Genomic DNA, 19,443 nt, shown 5'->3' on the forward strand with positions numbered 1-19,443 from the left:
GCTGACACCGTTTATTATTGCTTGGTTATTCTATGTTGGCGGCGGATGAATTGACCAGTTCGGCCAGCTCACCCAGTACCGTTGTGGCAAATGCCCCGACGGGCAGGGTGAAAGACAGCTCGAGACTGTCTTCCTCCCAACTGTGCGCCAAATCTGCAGGTTCCAATATCAACCGCCGCCGTTCCTGCCGCAGCCCGCAGTGCTCCAACCAGTCGCACCACTGCTGCCAGGGCGCCAGAAGGGCAGCTTCCAGTTCCCCCTGTTCGGCGGTGGCCGGATTGCGCCCCCGCCCCCAGAGGGGACCGCTGGGCCCTGTGTCCGGATCACCCGCCAGCAGCGCCCGCCAGTTCCCGGCGCGCACCCGCTCCCCCAGCACCTGATTGAACAGCCAGCTGCGGGCGGCGGACATGGCAAACGCCTTATCTCGCCTGGAGCAGCGAATACCCTCCTCCGCCAGGCTCCGGGCCAGATCCAGGTTGGCACCGCGGCGGCCAAACCGCTGCTCGCCAAAGTAATTGGGCACACCGGCCGACAATGCCGCCAGCAACTCCCCGGCGCCATCGCGATCGCCGCTTACCCGGCGCAGCCGGATGCGAAACCGGTTGCCATGGTGTTCTCCACGGCGCAACTTGCGCGGCCCGCGCCACTTTTGCAGCACACGGATCTGGTCGCTCTGCAGTTGCGCCCAGTCCGGCTCTGGCTTGCGGGGGAGGTAGACACTAAACCACTGAGTGGCTACCGCATGCCGGTCCTTGAGACCACAAAAACCAATATCCTGACTGCGCACGCCCGCCAATCGGGCTATCTGCTGCGCCACCCAGTGGGTGTTGGCGCACCGCTTGCACAGCTGCAGATAAACATGTTCCCCGGAGTCGGCGCGGTCCGGCGTGACCAATTCATCCACGGCGAAATCTTCGGGCAAAGTGCGAAAATCGGCCCGGATCGCCGGCCCTCCCAGGCCGCGGGGCCAGTTCAGATCCCACTCAGACATGGGTGCCCTCGAGCAACACTGCGGCCTGAGCGGCGATGCCCTCTTTGCGCCCGGTGAAGCCGAGCCCTTCGGTGGTGGTTGCCTTGACGCTCACCGCGCTGACAGCCACCGCACAGTCAGCGGCGATATTGCTGCGCATGGCGTCGATGTGCGGGGCCATCTTTGGTGCCTGAGCGATCACTGTGGTATCCGCATTGACCAGCCGATAGCCGCGGTGCTGGGCCAGCTCCATTACCTGTCGCAACAATGCGCGGCTATCCGCGCCCGCATAGCGGCTGTCCGAATCGGGAAAGTGATGCCCGATATCCCCCAGTGCCAGCGCGCCCAGTATGGCGTCGGCCAGCGCGTGCAGAAGCACGTCGCCATCAGAGTGCGCTTTGAGCCCCCGCTCATGGGGAATCCTCACTCCACCGATGACCAGGTGATCACCGCAGTCTCCTTCGGCGGGGGAACGGAAGGCATGGACATCGAAGCCCTGGCCGATGCGGAAGTTCACTGCTTGTCCTCTGTAGCTGCGTGGCGCAAACGCAAAATGGTTTCGGCCCACAGGATGTCGGCGGGGTGTGTGATTTTCACATTGTCCCTGCGCCCGGCAACCAGTTGCGGGGCATGGCCACCCAATTCCAGCGCACTGGCCTCGTCGGTAATCGCCGCCCCCTGCGCCAGGCCCTGGCGCAGACAGGAAAGCAGCAACCCCAACGGTGCTTTTTGCGGGGTTTGGGCCAGCCAGATAAGGTCCCGGTCCAGAGTTTGCGCGACTCTAGTGGCCCCAGACGACTCGGCACCACTCAGTTTTACCGTGTCACAGGCGGGTTGCGCCAGCAGGGCAATGCTGGACACTCCCGGCTCCAGGAGTGCCGCGACATCCCCCTGTGCGACACAGGGCCTGGCGGCATCGTGCACCAACACAGTGGTCCCGGGGGATTCGCGCCGGCTCAGGAACTCCAGCGCGGCGAGCACTGAGTCCACCCGCTCAGCCCCGCCGCTAACCCGGTGCACCAGTGGGTGCCGCGCTTCGGCCAGGCGGGAAAAATAGGAATCTTCTGCCGAGACGGCGACTACCACACCGGCGAGGCCGGGCCAGCTGAGAATATTGCGCAGGGTAACCGCGAGGAGCGGCCGGCCCAGTATCGGCAGGTATTGTTTCGGCTTGTCGGCACCCATGCGTTTGCCAACCCCAGCGGCCGGCACCACGACCCAGAAACTACTGCTCACCGCCGGAAGCCTCCTTGGGATCGAGAAAAATAAACAGTGTTTCGCCTTCTTTGATCAGACCCAGATCATAGCGAGCCTTGGCTTCGACGCCATCGGTGCCCTCTTTCAGACTGCGCACTTCCCGCGCCAACTGGCGATTGGCAAGCGCCAGGGCGGCATTTTTGTGCTGTTGCTGCTCCAGTTCCCGCTTTAGACGGGTAACCTCGGCCAGACTGCCGTTACCGATCCAAAGGCGATACTGGGTCATCAACAGCAGTGCGATCAGTGTCACCAACAGCCATCTCATCGCTTCCATCCCTCTGTGGGGAAGCGGCGGGAACCGGATATCCGTTGCCGCCGCCGACCCGGGGCTTATTTAAATTCGGCGCGGCCGCGATAGGGCGCAGCGCCATTAAGTTCTGCTTCTATACGCAGCAGGCGATTGTACTTGGCGACCCGGTCGGAGCGGCACAGGGAGCCGGTCTTGATCTGGCCCGCGGCAGTGGCTACGGCCAAATCGGCAATGGTAGTGTCCTCGGTCTCTCCGGAGCGATGGGAAATAACCGCGGTGTAACCGGCGTCCTTCGCCATTTTGATTGCATCCAGAGTTTCGGACAGGGAGCCGATCTGGTTGAATTTGATCAAAATGGAATTGCCCACGCCTTTTTCGATACCCTCTTTCAGGATTTTGGTATTGGTGACGAACAGATCGTCTCCAACCAGCTGAACCTTGTCACCAATCTTGTCAGTGAGGACCTTCCAGCCCTTCCAGTCGCTCTCATCCATACCGTCTTCAATGGACAAGATTGGGTAGTTGGAAGCCAGCGTGGCCAGATAATCCGCAAAGCCTTCGCTACTGAACTGCTTGCCCTCACCTACAAGATCATAGCCACCATCGTTATAGAATTCCGAAGAGGCGCAGTCCAGTGCCAGTGTGATGTCCTCCCCCAGCCGGTAGCCCGCCAGCTCCACGGCCTCGGCGATCACCTCTAGCGCCGCCTCGTTGGACGGCAGGTTGGGGGCGAAACCGCCCTCGTCACCTACGGCGGTGTTCAGGCCATTGCCGGACAGTACCTTTTTCAAACAGTGGAATATCTCAGCACCCTGGCGCAGCGCCTCGGCGAAACTGGTGGCCTTTACCGGCTGAATCATAAATTCCTGAATATCCACATTATTGTCGGCGTGCTCGCCGCCATTGAGAATATTCATCATCGGCACCGGCATAGTGTACTCGCCGGCGCTGCCATTTATTTCGGCAATATGCCGGTATAGCGGAACCTTTTTGGAAGCCGCCGCCGCTTTGGCCGCCGCCAGCGAAACCGCCAGGATAGCGTTGGCGCCCAAGTTGGATTTATTCTCGGTACCGTCGGCGTCAATCATGGCCCTGTCCAGCGCACCTTGATCGCTGGCGTCCATCCCCCGCAAAAGGTCGGCGATAGTGGTATTGATATTTTCCACCGCGGTCAGCACACCCTTGCCCAGGTAGCGGCCCCGATCTCCGTCGCGCAGTTCCAGCGCTTCACGGGAACCGGTGGAGGCTCCGGACGGCGCACAGGCGGAACCGACGGAGCCATCCTCCAGTATCACATCGGCTTCCACTGTGGGGTTGCCGCGGGAATCCAGTACTTCGTAGGCCTTTACTGCAATAATCTTGCTCATCAACAAGGGCTCCATATTGGCGGTTAGCTATAGAAATCTGTTTACCCGGCGGCTCGCCGGGTTTTGGAGATACAGGGTGTCGCGCCAGTACAACACCGGACAGATCCTGGCAAAACTACTGGTCACCCGAAGCGAGGGTATCCAGCTCCGGGAAACTCTTGACCAAATCGTCCACGGCTTTCATTTGCGCCAGGAAAGGCTCCAGCTTGTCCAGCGGCAGCGCACTGGGTCCATCGCAGAGTGCCCGGTCGGGATCCGGGTGCGTCTCCAGGAACAAGCCGGCAATGCCAATCGCCAGACCGGCTCTCGCCAACTCGGTCACCTGCGCCCGACGGCCGCCAGAGGCGGCGCCGGAGGGATCGCGCATCTGCAGGGAGTGGGTCACATCGAAAATCAGCGGAGCGCCTCCGGTAGACTCGATCATGGTGCGGAAGCCGAGCATATCCACCACCAAGTTGTCGTAGCCAAAGCAGGCGCCGCGCTCACATAGAATAATTTTCTCACTGCCGCCCTCGACAAATTTCTCCACGATATTTTTTACCTGTGGCGGACTCATAAACTGGGGTTTTTTGATGTTGATCACTGCCCCGGTCGCGGCCATGGCCGCCACCAGATCAGTCTGGCGCGCCAGGAAGGCCGGCAACTGGATGACGTCAACCACTTCCGCCACCGGTGCGGCCTGGTAGGGTTCATGCACATCAGTAATGAGCGGCACCCCGAAGGTCGCCTTGATCTCTTCAAAAATACGCAGCCCTTGGTCCATTCCAGGTCCGCGGTAGGAGTGAATCGATGACCGGTTTGCCTTGTCGAAAGACGCCTTGAAAACGTAGGGAATTCCCAGTTTTCCTGTCACTTCAACGCAGTGTTCCGCCACCCGCATGGCGAGGTCGCGCGACTCCAGCACATTCATCCCCCCAAACAGGGTAAAGGGCCGCTGGTTGGCCACTGACAGACTTCCCACCTGTACTGTCTTCATAATCCTAATTCCCAGTTATTTACCCGGGCATCCAGTGGATGACCCTTCATCGGTTGGATTGTCGCACTGCAACCCGCTTGCCCCACCGGCGACCTAACAGGCGTTGTCCCGAACACGGATGTTCGGGTCGCAAATCAAGCCCGCAACTGCTCGATTTCTCGTGGAGGGATTGCGGACAAATACCGCGACCCCGGGTTGAGGAAAGCCGGGGAAGGCTTTTCCGCAACCTGCATAGTAGTCAGTTGCCGTTGTGCTCCATCGCGGCGGCAATAAAGCTCTCGAACAGGGGATGCCCGTCCCGCGGGGTGGAGGTGAACTCCGGGTGAAACTGGCAGGCGACGAACCAGGGGTGCTCCGGCAGCTCCACCATTTCCACCAGTGTGTCGTCGGCGGACCAGCCACCGATTTGCAGGCCGGCCTGTTGCAGCCGGTCGACAAAGTTGTTGTTCACTTCATAGCGGTGGCGGTGGCGCTCCACTATTACATCGGCACCGTAAATCTCCCGGGCCTTGCTGTCCCTGGTCAGGCGACACTCCTGCCCGCCGAGACGCATGGTACCGCCGAGATCCGACTGCTCATCGCGGGTTTCGACTTTACCCTCACTGTCGATCCATTCAGTAATCAGGCCGATAACCGGATTGGAGGTCTCCACATCGAACTCTGTGCTGTTGGCATCCTTAAGGCCCAACACATTGCGCGCATACTCAATGACCACTGACTGCAGGCCGAGACAGATACCCAGGTAGGGAACGCCGTTTTCACGCGCATAGCGCACCGATTCCAGTTTGCCCTCGAGACCGCGCTCGCCAAAGCCGCCGGGCACCAGCACGGCGTCGGCCCCCTTGATAAGGTCCAGGCCGCCCTCCGCTTCCACGTCTTCGGCGTTGATAAACTCGATATTCACCTTGCAGCGATGCTTGATACCCGCATGGGTCAATGCTTCGATCAGCGACTTGTAAGCATCCAGCAACTCCATGTATTTACCGACCATGGCGATATTCACCTCCCGCTGCGGATGCAGTTTGCCATCCACCACCGAGTCCCACTCGGACAGGTCCGGAGCCGCGCACTCCAGTTGCAGCTTTTCAACCACGATATCGTCGAGACCGAAATCGTGCAGCAGGCGGGGCACGCCGTAGATGGTTTTGACATCCGGCAGCGGCACCACAGCGCGCTCCTCCACATTGGTAAACAGCGCTATCTTGCGGCGGGAGTCCGCATCTATCTCGCGCTCGGACCGGCACAGCAGAACGTCCGGCTGCAGGCCGATAGAGCGCAGCTCTTTGACCGAATGCTGGGTGGGCTTGGTTTTGGTTTCACCGGCGGTGGCGATATAGGGTACATAACTGAGGTGGATCAGCAGGGCTCCGTGGGCTCCCAACTCTACCCTCAGCTGGCGCACGGACTCCAGAAACGGTTGCGATTCTATGTCGCCCACGGTGCCGCCAATTTCGACTATCGCCACGTCCATGTCGCGGCCACCCTCGATCACCCGCCGCTTTATCTCGTCGGTGATATGGGGAATCACTTGCACAGTGCCGCCCAGGTAATCGCCGCGGCGCTCTTTGCGCAGCACCGTCTCGTAAACCCGGCCGGTAGTGAAATTGTTGCGCTTTGACATGCGCGTGCGGATAAACCGCTCATAGTGCCCCAGATCCAGGTCGGTCTCGGCACCGTCCTCGGTGACGAAAACCTCGCCGTGCTGGAAGGGGCTCATGGTGCCCGGGTCGACATTGATGTAGGGATCCAGCTTGAGGATGGTCACCTTGAGGCCGCGGGCCTCGAGAATGGCCGCCAGGGAGGCAGAGGCGATACCTTTCCCCAATGAGGAAACCACGCCACCAGTGACAAATATATAGCGTGTCATGCAAAACCTTGGTCAGTTGGGTGCCCGACGAATTCGGGTTTCGGGACTGGCGCGGACAGACGCTTGTGCGCCCGCCACTGCCTCGGGATGGGAAACCAGAGTAACAGAAACGCCCTTTTCACTCAATCGAAAAACGCTTCCCAGCGCCATCTGGGAGGAGCGGAAGGCGGCTTGGCACAGGGCGGGATCTGACACAGAAACAGGTCGCCCACCGCCAGCAACCTCTCCTCCTCATAGACCAACGGCACCCGGTCCCGAAGCCACGGCTCCAGCCCCTGCTCCTGCAGCAGCTTTTTCAGCGCCTGCGAGTGCTGGCGGCCCAGGGGCCTAGCGCGCTCCCCTCCCCTGCGGTAGCGGACCATATAATCCCCCGGCGGCCAACCCGGCGAAGGCGACAGACACCCCCCGCCCGGCAACGACAGGGCATCCCGGCCATTCCACAACTGTTGCGTGTCGGCCGGGGCCGCTATCGGCAATTGCGGGGTCAGATACAGACGCTGACGATAGCGGCGAAACACAACTGGCCCATGTTCCAGCACCGGCGAGCGGTCCGCAGCGGCCTCCACCAGCTGACGCCACAGCTCCGCCAACTGGTCCGCAGTGAGTGGGGCAGCGCCGGCCAGATGCAGCCAGCCCCTGATCAGGTTATTGCGCCGGCCGGCACTCAGGGCAGCCAGTTCCGCCAGCGCGACACTCTCCCCCAGACGCTCAGCGCGGCGGCCGCACACCTCTAGGTCCGCATCCGCCACTTCCCTCAGCAATTGCGCGGACTCCCGCAGATGTGACGCCGCGACGGAGATCCGCTGCGTGGCCGGCCAGCGCGCATTCAGTGCCGGCAGTACCCGCTGACGAAGATAATTGCGCTCAAACCGCAGCTCTGTATTGCTTTCATCCTCAATCCACTGCAAACGGTGCCTGCGCGCATAGCTCAGCAGTTGGCTCCGCGGCACCTGCAACAGTGGTCGCAGCAGCAGTCCCGCACCCAGTGCACGGCTATACGGCATCGCCGACAGACCCTCGACCCCGGCGCCGCGCATCAGCCGCAGAAGGAAAGTCTCGGCCTGATCATCGGCATGATGCCCCATCAATAGCTGGTCACGGGACTCCAGCAACTGGGCAAAGGCGTTGTAGCGGGCATTGCGGGCACCCTGCTCGACACCGCCATCCGCTGCGTCCACGCACACGCGGATTTCGCGCAATGGCACTCCCCAGGCCCCGGTCGTGGCGGCGCAGTGAGTCGACCAGGCATCGGCGTTCGCGGACAGACCGTGGTGCACATGGACCGCCTGCAGCAGCTGCCCCTGGCGGCTCAGCAGGTGCAAAAGGACGGTGGAGTCCAGACCGCCGGAATATGCCAGCCAGCGGTGAGCCGAACAGGGGTGGTCCGCGAGAAAATCCTCAACGATAGTTTCTAGGTCCCGCATAAAAACCGCTCCAGGCTGGCCCACAGGGCGTCAACCATCCTCATTATTTGTTTTCATCCACACATGTTTTGCACTATCGAACAGGAATTCCCCAAAAGCCAACGCTGAGGTCAATACCTTTGAACTGTTTGGCCAATTCGGCCGGGTGGATCCAGGCTGATTGCCACCCTGTTGTTTACAATTGATTGTACAAACTGCCCAACATTATTGATCAAAAATAAATTCGAATTACCGGCCTGCAAAATCGGGAAAAAAACCTAATCAAACTGGGCCCAAAACAAAATTGTTGCACTTATCAGGGCAGGGGCGAACGGGCCAGCCACAGTGAAATCCTTCTAACCAAAAATCCACTGCCAACAATTACCCGATCCCCATCACTCGTGTAGCCGTGAAACAAACAAAGTGCGGCACTACAGCGATTTTTTCTATCACCAATGGTCGAGTGGTGATACAGTTGGCCGGCATAAAAAAGTTTGTCAATCACTATCCCGCAGAGTGTCTTATGATTCAGTTGGTTGTTGATTCCGGCTGTGACCTACCGGATGATTTTTTGCGCAAATTTTCCATTCCAGTACTGCCTCACATTGTAAGCGTAGGCAACGACACCTTTGGTGACCAGCGCAACCCAGCACAAATGTCCCACTTCTACTCATTGTCACTGGTGGATCGAGCCCACCAGATTGTTACCGGACCGGCGCCGGTGGAAGAGATAGAGACGGTCCTGGAATCCCTGGTGCAAAAGGGATATCGCGACATAGTGGTACAGACCATCAATAGCATTAACAGCCCCACCTATACCAATGCGGTTACAGCCGCAGACAGGCTGGGGGAATCTCCGGCGAATGACGCAGTGCGAATACACACCATCGATTCGCATACTTTGTTCAGCGGCCAGGGGCTACTGGCACTCTATACACTTGCGCAAATTCAGCGCGGCCGCACCGGCGAGCAGGTGAAGGCGCAAGCGGAAAAGTTTCGCCGCAAAATACACGGCTATGCGGCAATCAAGGATGTCTACTATGTGCGCCAGCGCGCGCGCAGCAAAAACGAGAAGAGTATCAGCTGGTTTAAGGCCGTGGCCGCCAAACTGTTCAAACTGCACCCGATCCTGTCCATCCACCACGAGGGAAGTACCGTCACCAACACGGTGCGCGGCTACGGCAACTGCACCGAGACCCTGTTCCAACTGGCTATCGACAAGATCCTGGACGGTGAACTACTGGTACCCACAATAGTGGTGAGCATCGCCGGCAAGCTGGAGGATCTGGATCGGGTCCGCGGCTTCAAAGCTCTGCAGGAAGTGGCCGAAGCGCGCAAAATCCAGATCTACAGATCCGTGATGAGCCTTTCCGGCGGTATCAACCTGGGGCCCAACACCGTTTCCCTGGCCCTGGCTGCGGAAAACCCCTGAACTATCGGGCTCCGGTAAATAAATTTCCGCGGCTCACCAGCTGCCGCATTTTGGCGCCAATTGCCAAAAATTGCCCGGGAAGGGTCCGACCGCCCACTAAGAAGCCAGGTTGCCGTAACTCATCAGGCGCTGGTAGCGATTTTCCAACAGCTCATCGATAGGCAGGCCGCACAGATGATCCAGTTGTACCGCCAGCCGCTCCTGAAGTCGCGCGGCCATTGCATCGGGATCCCGGTGGGCACCCCCCAATGGCTCGGCGATGGTTTCATCCACAATACCCAGCTCTTCGAGCACGCTGGAAGTCACCCCCATGGCCTCGGCGGCCAGCGGTGCCTTTTCCACTGTTTTCCAGATAATGTTGGCGCACCCTTCCGGAGAAATCACAAAGTAGGTTGAGTACTGCAGCATGTTCAGCTGATCGCCCACGCCTATGGCCAATGCGCCCCCCGAGGAGCCCTCGCCGATGACCGTGCAGATAATCGGCGTGCGCAGACGGGACATGACCGCCAGATTCTGCGCTATGGCCTCGCTGATACCACGCTCTTCACTGTCGATACCGGGATAGGCGCCGGGGGTATCGATCAGCGTCAGCACCGGCAATTTGAAGCGCTCCGCCATCTCCATAATCCGCAGCGCCTTGCGGTAGCCTTCGGGCTTGGGCATACCAAAGTTGCGCACCACCTTGTCGTTGACACTGCGCCCCTTTTCTTCACCGATTACTGCCACCGGCCTTCCGTCGAGGCGCGCTATACCGGAAATGACCGCCTTGTCGTCGCCAAAATGGCGGTCTCCGTGCAGTTCATCCCAATCGGTGAAAATGCGCTGGATATAGTCCTGGGCATAGGGTCTCTGGGGGTGGCGGGCCACCTGAACGATTTGCCAGGGGGTCAGGTCGGCGTAAATGGATTCCGTCAGACTGTGGCTCTTCTCCCGCAGGCGGGCCACTTCGTCGGCGATATTCAACTCGTTGTCGTCACCGACATGCTGTAATTCCTTGATCTTGCTTTCCAGCTCGGCTATCGGCTGTTCAAACTCGAGGAAATTGAAATTCATGCAATCCGCGCCTTCAACTTTCTATTGACCCGGTCCGCGGCCGGGTCTACCACAATCTGTTTACGACTCACCGATGAACCGCCTGGTGCCGCCTGTCCTGTCAACCCCGCCCTCTACCTGGCAGCAGAGGGATGACTCCCGGCCATAATGGCGGCATAGCTTACCCCCATGAAACCGGGCAGTCGAGGAATCTTGCCATTATGCCGGCTGCCGCGTCCGTTATCTCCCCGGCATCTCCCCGGCCACCGCTAGTCGCATTTACCATAGTCCAGAAAAACGCGCTCGCGCCCCAACAGTTCGCGCAGAGACTGAACAAGCTGGTCGCTGGGTTCCACCTGCCATTGCGGCGGAAGGCGGAAGCTGCCACGGGCGTCGTTTAGTTCAACCACCAGGTTCACCGGGCAGGCGCTGGCGGGGCCCGCTGTATAGGGTTGCAGGCAGGCGGACAGGCGCCTGGCCAGCCCGGACTGCGCTGTGGCGCCATGCAGGCACAGGCGCAGCCCGGACACGCGCTCCCGGCGCAGCTCATTGAGCGTCGCCACACTGTTCACAGTCATTTTCAGGCCGCCACTGTAGTCGTCGGGGGCAACCTGGCCATCCAGTACCAGCAGGGAATCCTTGACCAGCTTTTCCCGGTGCTCGGCAAACGACTCGCTGAACACAGCCGCCTCCAGGCGCCCGCTACGGTCATCCAGCGTAACCAGCGCCATGGATTCACCGCGCTTGGTTTTCATCACCCGCATAGCCACCACCAGGCCGGCCACCTTCTGGCTCTCCTTGCCCGGCTTGAGATCGGCAATGCGCGCTTTCACCAGATACTTGAGTTCGCCTTCATATTCATCGATGGGATGACCGGTGAGGTAGAGGCCCAGGGTGCCCTTCTCCCCCTCCAGGCGCTCGCGAATACTCCAGCTGCGGGTGCGGCGAAAGTCCGCATACACATCACCACTGGAAGCCGAGGGCACCACCTCACCGAACAGGTCCATCATACCGGCGCTGGCATTTTTGGCCTGCTGCTCCGCCGCCTTCACCGCCTCATCCAGGGCGTTGAACAGTACCGCCCGGGCGTAATTCAGTCCATCCGGCCCGTCTGCCCGCGGGCCGATACTGTCCAGGGCACCGGAGCGCACCAATGCCTCCAATGCCCGCTTGTTCACCCTGCGCGGATCGATACGGGAGCAGAAATCGAACAAATCGGTGAAGGGGCCAGCCTCTTTGCGGGCGGCGATAATATTCTCGACCGGCCCCTCTCCCAGTCCCTTGATAGCCCCCAGACCATAGATAACCCGGTTGTCTTCATCCACCGAAAACTGATAGCCCCCCAGGTTCACGTCCGGCGGCACCAGCACCAGCTGCATCGCGCGGCATTCCTCGATAAAGGTCACCACCTTATCGGTTTTGTCCATGTCGGAAGACATGGTGGCAGCCATGAACTGCGCCGGGTAATGGGCCTTAAGCCACGCAGTCTGATAGGAAACCAGGGCGTAGGCGGCGGAGTGGGACTTGTTGAAGCCGTAGCCGGCAAATTTCTCCACCAGATCGAAGATCTTGATAGCCAATTGCGGATCGACGCCCTGCTCCTTGGCCCCCTCTTCAAAGGTGAAGCGCTGCTTGGCCATCTCTTCCGGCTTTTTCTTGCCCATGGCGCGGCGCAGCAGGTCAGCTCCGCCGAGGGTATAACCCGCCAGTTCCTGGGCAATCTGCATTACCTGTTCCTGGTATACGATGACCCCGTAGGTGGGCTCCAGAATGGGCTTGAGCTTGTCGTGCTGGTATTTGGCATCCGGGTAGGCCACCTGGGCGCGGCCGTGTTTGCGGTTGATAAAATCATCCACCATGCCGGACTGCAGCGGACCCGGCCGGAACAGCGCCACCAGTGCGATCATATCCTCGAGGTTGTCCGGTTGCAGGCGCTTGATCAGGTCTTTCATACCGCGGGATTCCAGCTGGAACACCGCCGTGGTTTCCCCTTTCTTGAGCATTTTGAAAGTGGTTTCATCGTCCAGCGGCAGCGCTGCGATATCCAGGGGCTGCAATCCGTCCCGGGCGCGCTTCTGGTCCACCATGCGCTTGGCCCAGTCGATAATGGTGAGGGTGCGCAAACCGAGGAAGTCGAACTTGACCAGACCCGCGTCTTCCACATCGTTCTTGTCGAACTGGGTCACCAGGCCGCCGCCGGTTTCATCGCAGTACAGGGGCGCAAAATCAGTCAGTTTCGTCGGGGCTATCACCACGCCGCCGGCATGCTTGCCCACATTGCGCGCCACCCCCTCCAGCTGCAGGGCCATCTCCCAGATTTCCTGCGCCTCTTCGTCGGTGTGCAGGAAATCCCGCAATACCTCTTCCTGCTCGCGGGCCTTGGCCAGTGTCATACCCACGTCCGGCGGAATCATTTTCGACAGCTTGTCGGCGAGGCCATAGGACTTGCCCTGCACCCTGGCCACATCCCGCACCACGGCCTTGGCTGCCATGGTGCCGAAGGTAATGATCTGGCTCACCGCCTGGCGACCGTAGTTGTCGGCCACATAGCCGATCACGCTGTCGCGCTTTTCCATGCAGAAGTCGATATCGAAATCCGGCATGGAGACCCGCTCGGGATTCAGAAAGCGCTCGAACAGCAGGTCGTACTGCAGCGGATCGAGATCGGTGATGTCCAGTGCATAGGCCACCAGCGAGCCGGCACCGGAGCCCCGCCCCGGCCCCACCGGAACATCGTGTTCCTTGGCCCAGCGGATAAAGTCCATCACGATCAGAAAGTAGCCGGGAAATCCCATCTGGATGATGATGTCCAGCTCAAAGCGCAGCCGCTGCTCATATTCCCCGCGCCTTTCCCCATAGTCGGGCGCCGACCTGTCGAGTATTTTCGCCAAACGGCGCTCCAGACCCTCCTGAGAGACCTGCTGGAAAAACTGGTCTTCCGTCATTCCCCCGGGAATCGGATACTCGGGCAGGAAATACTTGCCCAGTTGAATGGGTGTCGAGCAGCGCCTGGCGATCTCGACCGTGTTCTGCAGCGCTTCGGGAATATCGCTGAACAGCTCCCACATTTCCCCGGCGGTGCGAAAATACTGCTGCGCAGAATAGCGGCGTTCGCGGCGTGGATCATCCAGGGCGCGGCCTTCGTGGATACAGACGCGTACCTCGTGGGCCTCAAACTCGCTCTGTTCGAGAAACCGCACATCGTTGGTGGCCACCACCGGCAGCCCCAGTTTGGTGGCCAGGTCCACTGCAGCGTGCAGGTACTCCTCATCCCCCGCGCGGCCGGTACGCTGCAGTTCCAGGTAGTAGCGCCCGGGGAAAATCTCTGCCCAGTCCCTTGCCAACTCCTCCGCCTGGGCTGTGCGGTGCGCCACCAGGGCGTGTCCCACATCCCCGTATCTGGCGCCTGACAGCATCAGCACACCCTGGCTGTAGGCAGGCAACCACTCGCGACGCACATAGGCATTGCCGTGGTACTGGCCCTCCATCCACGCCCGCGACATCAGCTCAGTGATATTGCGATAGCCGTCGCCATTCATCGCAAACAGGGTAAACAGGGTGGGCTTGTCCGAACCGCCCTCACTGAGCCAGAAATCGGCGCCGGTCAGGGGCTTGATGCCGGCCCCGAGACAGGCCCGGTAGAATTTGATCTGACCGTAGAAATTAGTCTGGTCCGTAAGCGCCAGTGCCGGCATTTCCAGCTCCGCCGCCCGCGCCACCAGCGGTTTGATCCGCACCAGTCCGTCGATCAGGGAAAATTCCGAGTGGGTTCTGAGATGGACAAAAGTCTGGGTCATAAATTTCTTGTGCAGTATTTTGATTTTACAAAGGGTACTGAGGCCGCAACGGCCACAGCAATTGGGCGCCGCTGTCCGGCAGCGGGGCTCCAACCGAATTCAGTTCGGAGGCCAGGGGCTTGATTGCCCAACGGGGCGCAGAGAATCCCCCGGCCCAGGCCTGCCATTATCCGTATCAGCCACCGCCCTGGCCAGCCGAGTCAGGGACAACCAGAGACTTTTTGGAAAGGAGGGGGGATAGGTGACAGGGGACTTATCCAACCGGCACGCCAATAGATGCCCCCGCATCCATTTGGATATCCGACTGCCACCGGTGATTTCCGCGAGGTTATGGGGAATCGCCGCTACGGAACCTCTGATTAATGGCTGGTGGCGCCCCCAACGAGGTAGGCTTCACCAATGGCAAAGGCCCTGACCGCAACCCGGACCGCCAGCTCCGGACTCGCCGGATTGAACGGGTGCGGGGGTGATGAAGGGGGCCTACTGCAGTCCCAGCACCTGCTTGCCTTGAATAAAGGTGACATCTACCGGGATCTTGGCTGCCGCCAGCCGGTCCAGGTCCGCCTGCAACTGGGCGCCGACGACACCCTTGTCCTCCAGGAGTGCCTTGGCCTGCGCATAGTCTCCGTCTCCCTGGATGGTGAGTATCAGGTTGGACAGCTTGGTCATGGCCGCCTGCATCTTGTCGAAGTCAACCCGATACTGACCCGAATCCGGGTCGCGGCTAAAGGCCCCCTCCTCTTTGAAGAAGTTGAAACGCATCATATTGGCCTTGCCGTGGGCACTGGCGGCACCGAAACGCACACTGCGGAAGATACTGGCGAGAAAGGTGACATAGTTGTCCATCAACTCCCCATCTTCAATCTCACCCTTTTCGTGCAGGCGGGTAACCATGTAGAGGCCCAAAATATCCGCCTTGCCCTCTTCCAGCGCCGAGGAGGTTTCCTTCAGCGCCTGACGCACATTACTGCCATCGGTGACGGTCTTTTTAATTCCCAGACCGTGGGCCACTTCATGGAACATGGTATTGGCGAAAAATGCCGGAAAAGTGATGTGCTGGCGCTGATCCTCGGCGATCAGTTGTTCACTGATCGGCACCAGTATCTTGTCGAATTTGGCGCGCATGGCGTTCTTCAGTTGCAGGCGGCGGGTACCCTTCGCCAACTGCACCTCCTCGTCGTTGGGCAGATTGATGGCGATGGTTTTTGAGCCGGCATTGCTGTGCCCCGCGTAATAGAGGACATCGTAGGCGTTCAGGTCTGAATCGGTGCCGGGCTCTTCGGCCTTGTACCTGTCCTCTACCGGCAGGCCCCGCTGCAGCTCCGGCAGAAAAGCGGCAAACCGCGCCAGTTTCTCGCTCCACTCCATGTCCTTCAGCAACACATAGGATTCATAGGCGGTGCGATAGGCGAACAACTGATCCTCATAGTTTTCGATGGGGCCTATCACCACATCGATGCGATTGTCCTTCATATCCATCCACGCCATATCACTGGGGCGGAAGTCATCCGACACCAGTGCGTCGGCACGCAGTTTCAGATAGCCGCCGAACTCCCGGTCCTGTGCCAGTGCGGCCGCCTTGCGCAAAATATCCGCCGCGCGATGCAGCTCCTCCCGGTAGGCGACGTGATAGGGAACCAACTCCAGCTTCCCATCTTCATCGCGCCGCACCAGGGAGTAGAGGCCTTCCTTGCCCGGTTGGTTCCAGGCTTCGAACTCCGCCTTGGTCATATCCGCAGGGTAGAAACGGGCCCCCAAGGGCTTGCGGCCGTATCCCTCGATAAAAGGCTCGTTGTTGTTCAGCCGGTCCCAAGGACCGTAGTTGATACGCGCAAATTCCCGCTTGCGATTGTCCTCTATGTCAGGCAGCAGTTCCTCTGCCGGGCCATAGGACTGCAGCCAGAACAGCCGGTCCATAATCTGACTGGCGTCGATCAGCAAGCCGATCATCTGGCGCTGGTCGTCGGACAAATCAGAGAGATCCGCGTTCAACTCCACCGGCACATAAATTTCAAAACGGTCGCTGGGTTCCAGCGCCGCCGGCTCGGCGGCAGTGGACCCGGCCTCCTCTTTGGCGACCGGTTCGGAATTGGTGTCGGTCTGTTGCCGCGCGTCGCGCGGGGAGCAGCCGGCCGCCAGGGCCAGGGCCAGCAGCACGGCACTTAACTTTGCAGTGTTCATAAGCGATCTGCCTGTCTTATTTTAAGTCCGGCGCCACATTAGTCCGGCCCGGCCAATTTATCAAGGCTGGCTGTCACACCAGGCTGGCATCCCGCTGCTGCTGTTGCAACCGCCACAGGGCTGCGTAGTGGCCATCGCCGGCGAGCAGTGCACTGTGGCTGCCCCGCTCCACTATCCGGCCCTGATCCAGCACCACAATCACATCCGCATCCACCACCGTCGACAGGCGGTGCGCTATTACCAGAGTGGTCTGTTCGCTGGCCACTTCCCGCAGGGCGGTGAGGATGCCCCGCTCCGAGTGACTGTCCAGGGAGGAGGTGGCCTCGTCGAACACCATGATAGGCGGCTTTTTCAGCAGGGCCCGCGCAATGGCCACCCGCTGTTTCTCGCCACCGGACAGCTTGAGACCCCGCTCACCCACCTGCGTGTGGACCCCGTCGGGAAGCTGCTGCACAAAATCGTAGAGCTGGGCATGGCGTATGGCCTCCATGACCTCCGCATCGGTCGCACCGACGCGGCCGTAGCGGACATTTTCCAGAATCGACTGGTTGAACAGTACCGCATCCTGTGGCACAACGCCGATGGCGCGCCGCAGAGAGACCTGGCTGACGGCGCGAATATCCCTCCCGTCCACCAGGATGCGCCCCGCCTTGGGGTCGTAGAAACGGAACAGCAGTTTGAACAGGGTCGATTTGCCGGCACCGCTTGCGCCGACAATAGCCACCTTTTGTCGCGGCTCCACCGCAAAACTAATCCCCTGGAGAATCTCCCGCTCCGGGCGATAGGAGAAATGCACCCCCGCAAATTCCACACGCCCGGACGGCACCAGCAGCTCCGGCTCGTCGTCGCTATCCTTTACCGCCGGCTCCACCGTTAACAGCCCAAACATCTTCTCGATATTGGCCAGGGCGCCTTTCATCTCCCGGTAGACGAAACCGAGAAAATTCAGGGGAATAAAAATCTGCATCATAAAGGCATTGATCAGCACAAAGTCACCGATGGTCATATTTCCACGGGTGACGCTCACTGCGGCCAGAACCATGGCGCCGGTCATGGCCCCGGCGATGATCGACGCCTGACCGGCGTTCAGCGCGAACAGCGACAAGCGGTTTTTGCGTCGCGCCCTCTCCCACACGGCCAGTGCCCTGTCGTAGTGGTCCGCCTCGTGCTGCTCATTGCCAAAATACTTGACGGTTTCATAATTGAGCAGACTGTCCACCGCGTGGCCACTGCTCTTGGATTCCGCTTCGTTCAGCTCGCGCACAAAACGTGTGCGCCACTCTGTCGCCACCACGGAAAAGCCGATATAGACCAGTACTGCACCCAGCACCAGCAAAGCCAGGACTGCGCTGTAGTTCCACCACAGCAGTCCCGCCACCAGGACAATCTCCACCAGTGTCGGCACTATATTGAACACCATAAAGCGCATCAGAAACCCGATGCCGGCATTGCCGCGCTCAATATCGCGCGACAAGCCCCCGGTGCGGCGATTCAGGTGGAAGTCCATGTCCAGCGAATGCAGATGGCGAAAAACCTCCAGACCGATGCGGCGCTGGGCGCGCTCCGTCACCCGACCGAAAATCGTATCCCGCAGCTCCCCGAACAGAACACTGCAAAAACGCACCGCACCATAGGCCAGCAGCAGACCCAGCGGCAGGGCTATTATGGCAGCGGCCCCACCCGCCGCGTCGAGGCTATCGACAATGTGCTTGAGGATGAAGGGAAGCCCCACACTGGCGAGTTTGGCGCCAATCAGACACAGGAGCGCCAGCAGAACCGCCTGGCGGAACTCCAGCAGATAGGGAAACAGGGTTTTGAGTGCGCCCCAGTGCACATCCTCCAGGGCGACCGTGGATTTGGATCTCGGCATGTAAAACTCAACTGGTTGTGGCGGGCATTATATTAACCCGACAACGCAACAAGTTGCCCGGTTAATAGTGGCTGACACCAGACAATGCCAGGGCCTGTTGAAATTCAAAGAATTTCGATGCCTGCTACCGGAATATGGATGTTCCGGAAAAATCGGCGACGCCTAAGTCGTTGATTTTGGGAGAAAAGTGAAAATCACATTTTTCGCTTTTCGTGTGTTGGAAAAGGCAGGATGCCTTTTTCAACAACCTGCTAGGGGGACCTCTGATTAATTCAGAGCCCGCAAAGGCAGGTCTTCCCGGTGCTCCATTGCGACGTCAAGTATCCGGGTAAGAAATTCACACAGTACGCCGGCGGTGAAGCCCCAAATCTCATATTCCTGAAACTGGTAGGCGGGCAGATCGATGGCGCGCTGGTCGATGGTGACACGGTCGGTACGAATGCGCGGGTCCGCCAGGAAGAAAGACAGCGGCACCCGGAAAACAGCATCCAGCTCTCCGGGATTGGGGGACAACTCCACATCGGGCGACACAATGCCGAGCCATGGGGTTACACGCACCTGCCAGCGGGTGGTACGGGTCCACAGGGGGCCCAGTACCCTGACCGACTCGGCCGGCACGCCAATCTCTTCCTCCGCCTCCCGCAGGGCCGTATCCTCAAGGGAGGCGTCGCCCGGCTCCCAGCGGCCACCGGGCAGAGCCACTTCGCCGGAGTGCGTAGACAGGTGTTGTGAACGCAGGGTGAGAATGACTTCAGGGTCGGACTTGTCCGTCAGGGCCAGCAACACCGCCGCGTGACCATGCAGGTCATCGCCCCGGGGAACTGTCGTTAATAGGTCCGGCTTCAGTTCCCCCAGTTTGCGCTCTATGACTTTCAGCATTGAAACCCCAAGTGATGGCCCTGGACCACATCATGCACAGGATTGCGCCTGCAGGCAAATGACGCTGTAGCGAGAGAAGCGCGACCAACCCCCGTTAGCACAATCGCACACCAAGCGGGCCAGCTTGCAATGATCAACCCGGCAACTTATTTAGTTTCCCGA

Annotated in this window: 14 protein-coding genes; 1 reads left to right on the forward strand and 13 read right to left on the reverse strand. The window is 59.9% G+C overall.

Features of this window, described 5'->3' with window-relative positions:
* Positions 1-25 precede the first annotated feature (25 nt).
* The 8 genes from truD to tilS form a co-directional block, all read right to left on the reverse strand.
* Entirely contained in the window at positions 26-991 is a 966-nt protein-coding gene (gene truD / locus ABVT36_RS10215) for a tRNA pseudouridine(13) synthase TruD (RefSeq protein ID WP_368456483.1), read from the reverse strand.
* On the reverse strand, positions 984-1,487 hold the full coding sequence (gene ispF, locus ABVT36_RS10220) for a 2-C-methyl-D-erythritol 2,4-cyclodiphosphate synthase (RefSeq protein ID WP_368456484.1): 504 nt from the start codon (positions 1,485-1,487) through the stop codon (positions 984-986). The genes truD and ispF overlap by 8 nt, the downstream gene beginning before the upstream one ends.
* Entirely contained in the window at positions 1,484-2,206 is a 723-nt protein-coding gene (gene ispD / locus ABVT36_RS10225; protein ID WP_368456485.1) for a 2-C-methyl-D-erythritol 4-phosphate cytidylyltransferase, read from the reverse strand. Before ispD ends, ispF begins: the two co-directional genes overlap by 4 nt.
* A complete protein-coding gene (locus tag ABVT36_RS10230; RefSeq protein ID WP_368456486.1) occupies positions 2,196-2,492 on the reverse strand; it encodes a septum formation initiator family protein in 297 nt (98 codons plus the stop codon). Before ABVT36_RS10230 ends, ispD begins: the two co-directional genes overlap by 11 nt.
* 65 nt (positions 2,493-2,557) lie before the next feature.
* Positions 2,558-3,844: a phosphopyruvate hydratase gene (gene eno / locus ABVT36_RS10235; protein ID WP_368456487.1), complete on the reverse strand. Its 1,287-nt coding sequence runs from the start codon at positions 3,842-3,844 to the stop codon at positions 2,558-2,560.
* Between the two features lie 115 nt (positions 3,845-3,959).
* On the reverse strand, positions 3,960-4,820 hold the full coding sequence (gene kdsA, locus ABVT36_RS10240; protein ID WP_368456488.1) for a 3-deoxy-8-phosphooctulonate synthase: 861 nt from the start codon (positions 4,818-4,820) through the stop codon (positions 3,960-3,962).
* A gap of 238 nt (positions 4,821-5,058) precedes the next feature.
* On the reverse strand, positions 5,059-6,687 hold the full coding sequence (locus ABVT36_RS10245) for a CTP synthase (RefSeq protein WP_368456489.1): 1,629 nt from the start codon (positions 6,685-6,687) through the stop codon (positions 5,059-5,061).
* Positions 6,688-6,809: 122 nt separating this feature from the next.
* Positions 6,810-8,111 carry a tRNA lysidine(34) synthetase TilS gene (tilS, locus tag ABVT36_RS10250; protein ID WP_368456490.1) on the reverse strand — a complete coding sequence of 434 codons (1,302 nt, stop codon included), beginning with the start codon at positions 8,109-8,111 and terminating at the stop codon, positions 6,810-6,812.
* 502 nt (positions 8,112-8,613) lie between these two features.
* Between tilS and ABVT36_RS10255 the strand changes: the two genes are divergently transcribed.
* The gene (locus tag ABVT36_RS10255) at positions 8,614-9,522 is read left to right on the forward strand and encodes a DegV family protein (protein WP_367149070.1); all 909 of its coding nucleotides are present in this window, start codon (positions 8,614-8,616) and stop codon (positions 9,520-9,522) included.
* A gap of 96 nt (positions 9,523-9,618) precedes the next feature.
* On the opposite strand, the gene accA is transcribed toward ABVT36_RS10255, so the two are convergent.
* The 5 genes from accA to ABVT36_RS10280 all read right to left on the reverse strand — a co-directional run bounded on the left by accA (position 9,619) and on the right by ABVT36_RS10280 (position 19,281).
* Positions 9,619-10,575, reverse strand: coding sequence for an acetyl-CoA carboxylase carboxyl transferase subunit alpha (gene accA, locus ABVT36_RS10260; protein ID WP_368456491.1), 957 nt, complete (start codon positions 10,573-10,575; stop codon positions 9,619-9,621).
* 248 nt (positions 10,576-10,823) lie between these two features.
* A complete protein-coding gene (dnaE, locus tag ABVT36_RS10265; RefSeq protein ID WP_368456492.1) occupies positions 10,824-14,351 on the reverse strand; it encodes a DNA polymerase III subunit alpha in 3,528 nt (1,175 codons plus the stop codon).
* A 480-nt stretch (positions 14,352-14,831) separates the two neighbouring features.
* Entirely contained in the window at positions 14,832-16,532 is a 1,701-nt protein-coding gene (locus ABVT36_RS10270; RefSeq protein ID WP_368456493.1) for a Zn-dependent hydrolase, read from the reverse strand.
* A 73-nt stretch (positions 16,533-16,605) separates the two neighbouring features.
* Complete coding sequence (locus ABVT36_RS10275) at positions 16,606-18,402, reverse strand: ABC transporter ATP-binding protein/permease (RefSeq protein WP_368456494.1); 1,797 nt, start codon at positions 18,400-18,402, stop codon at positions 16,606-16,608.
* Between the two features lie 267 nt (positions 18,403-18,669).
* Positions 18,670-19,281: a CoA pyrophosphatase gene (locus ABVT36_RS10280; protein ID WP_367149076.1), complete on the reverse strand. Its 612-nt coding sequence runs from the start codon at positions 19,279-19,281 to the stop codon at positions 18,670-18,672.
* Between the last annotated feature and the right edge of the window lie 162 nt (positions 19,282-19,443).

Origin of the sequence: Microbulbifer sp. TYP-18 (assembly GCF_040932045.1) — a bacterium.
In the GTDB taxonomy this organism is placed as follows: Bacteria; Pseudomonadota; Gammaproteobacteria; order Pseudomonadales; family Cellvibrionaceae; genus Microbulbifer.

Bases quoted from the DNA above. Each gene is read 5' to 3' on its own strand.
- ABVT36_RS10275 (WP_368456494.1), bottom strand. From the start codon at position 18,402: ATGCCGAGATCCAAATCCACGGTCGCCCTGGAGGATGTGCACTGGGGC.
- ABVT36_RS10255 (WP_367149070.1), top strand. From the start codon at position 8,614: ATGATTCAGTTGGTTGTTGATTCCGGCTGTGACCTACCGGATGATTTT.
- ABVT36_RS10230 (WP_368456486.1), bottom strand. From the start codon at position 2,492: ATGAGATGGCTGTTGGTGACACTGATCGCACTGCTGTTGATGACCCAG.
- accA (WP_368456491.1), bottom strand. From the start codon at position 10,575: ATGAATTTCAATTTCCTCGAGTTTGAACAGCCGATAGCCGAGCTGGAA.
- tilS (WP_368456490.1), bottom strand. From the start codon at position 8,111: ATGCGGGACCTAGAAACTATCGTTGAGGATTTTCTCGCGGACCACCCC.
- truD (WP_368456483.1), bottom strand. From the start codon at position 991: ATGTCTGAGTGGGATCTGAACTGGCCCCGCGGCCTGGGAGGGCCGGCG.
- eno (WP_368456487.1), bottom strand. From the start codon at position 3,844: ATGAGCAAGATTATTGCAGTAAAGGCCTACGAAGTACTGGATTCCCGC.
- kdsA (WP_368456488.1), bottom strand. From the start codon at position 4,820: ATGAAGACAGTACAGGTGGGAAGTCTGTCAGTGGCCAACCAGCGGCCC.
- ABVT36_RS10270 (WP_368456493.1), bottom strand. From the start codon at position 16,532: ATGAACACTGCAAAGTTAAGTGCCGTGCTGCTGGCCCTGGCCCTGGCG.
- ABVT36_RS10280 (WP_367149076.1), bottom strand. From the start codon at position 19,281: ATGCTGAAAGTCATAGAGCGCAAACTGGGGGAACTGAAGCCGGACCTA.
- ABVT36_RS10245 (WP_368456489.1), bottom strand. From the start codon at position 6,687: ATGACACGCTATATATTTGTCACTGGTGGCGTGGTTTCCTCATTGGGG.
- dnaE (WP_368456492.1), bottom strand. From the start codon at position 14,351: ATGACCCAGACTTTTGTCCATCTCAGAACCCACTCGGAATTTTCCCTG.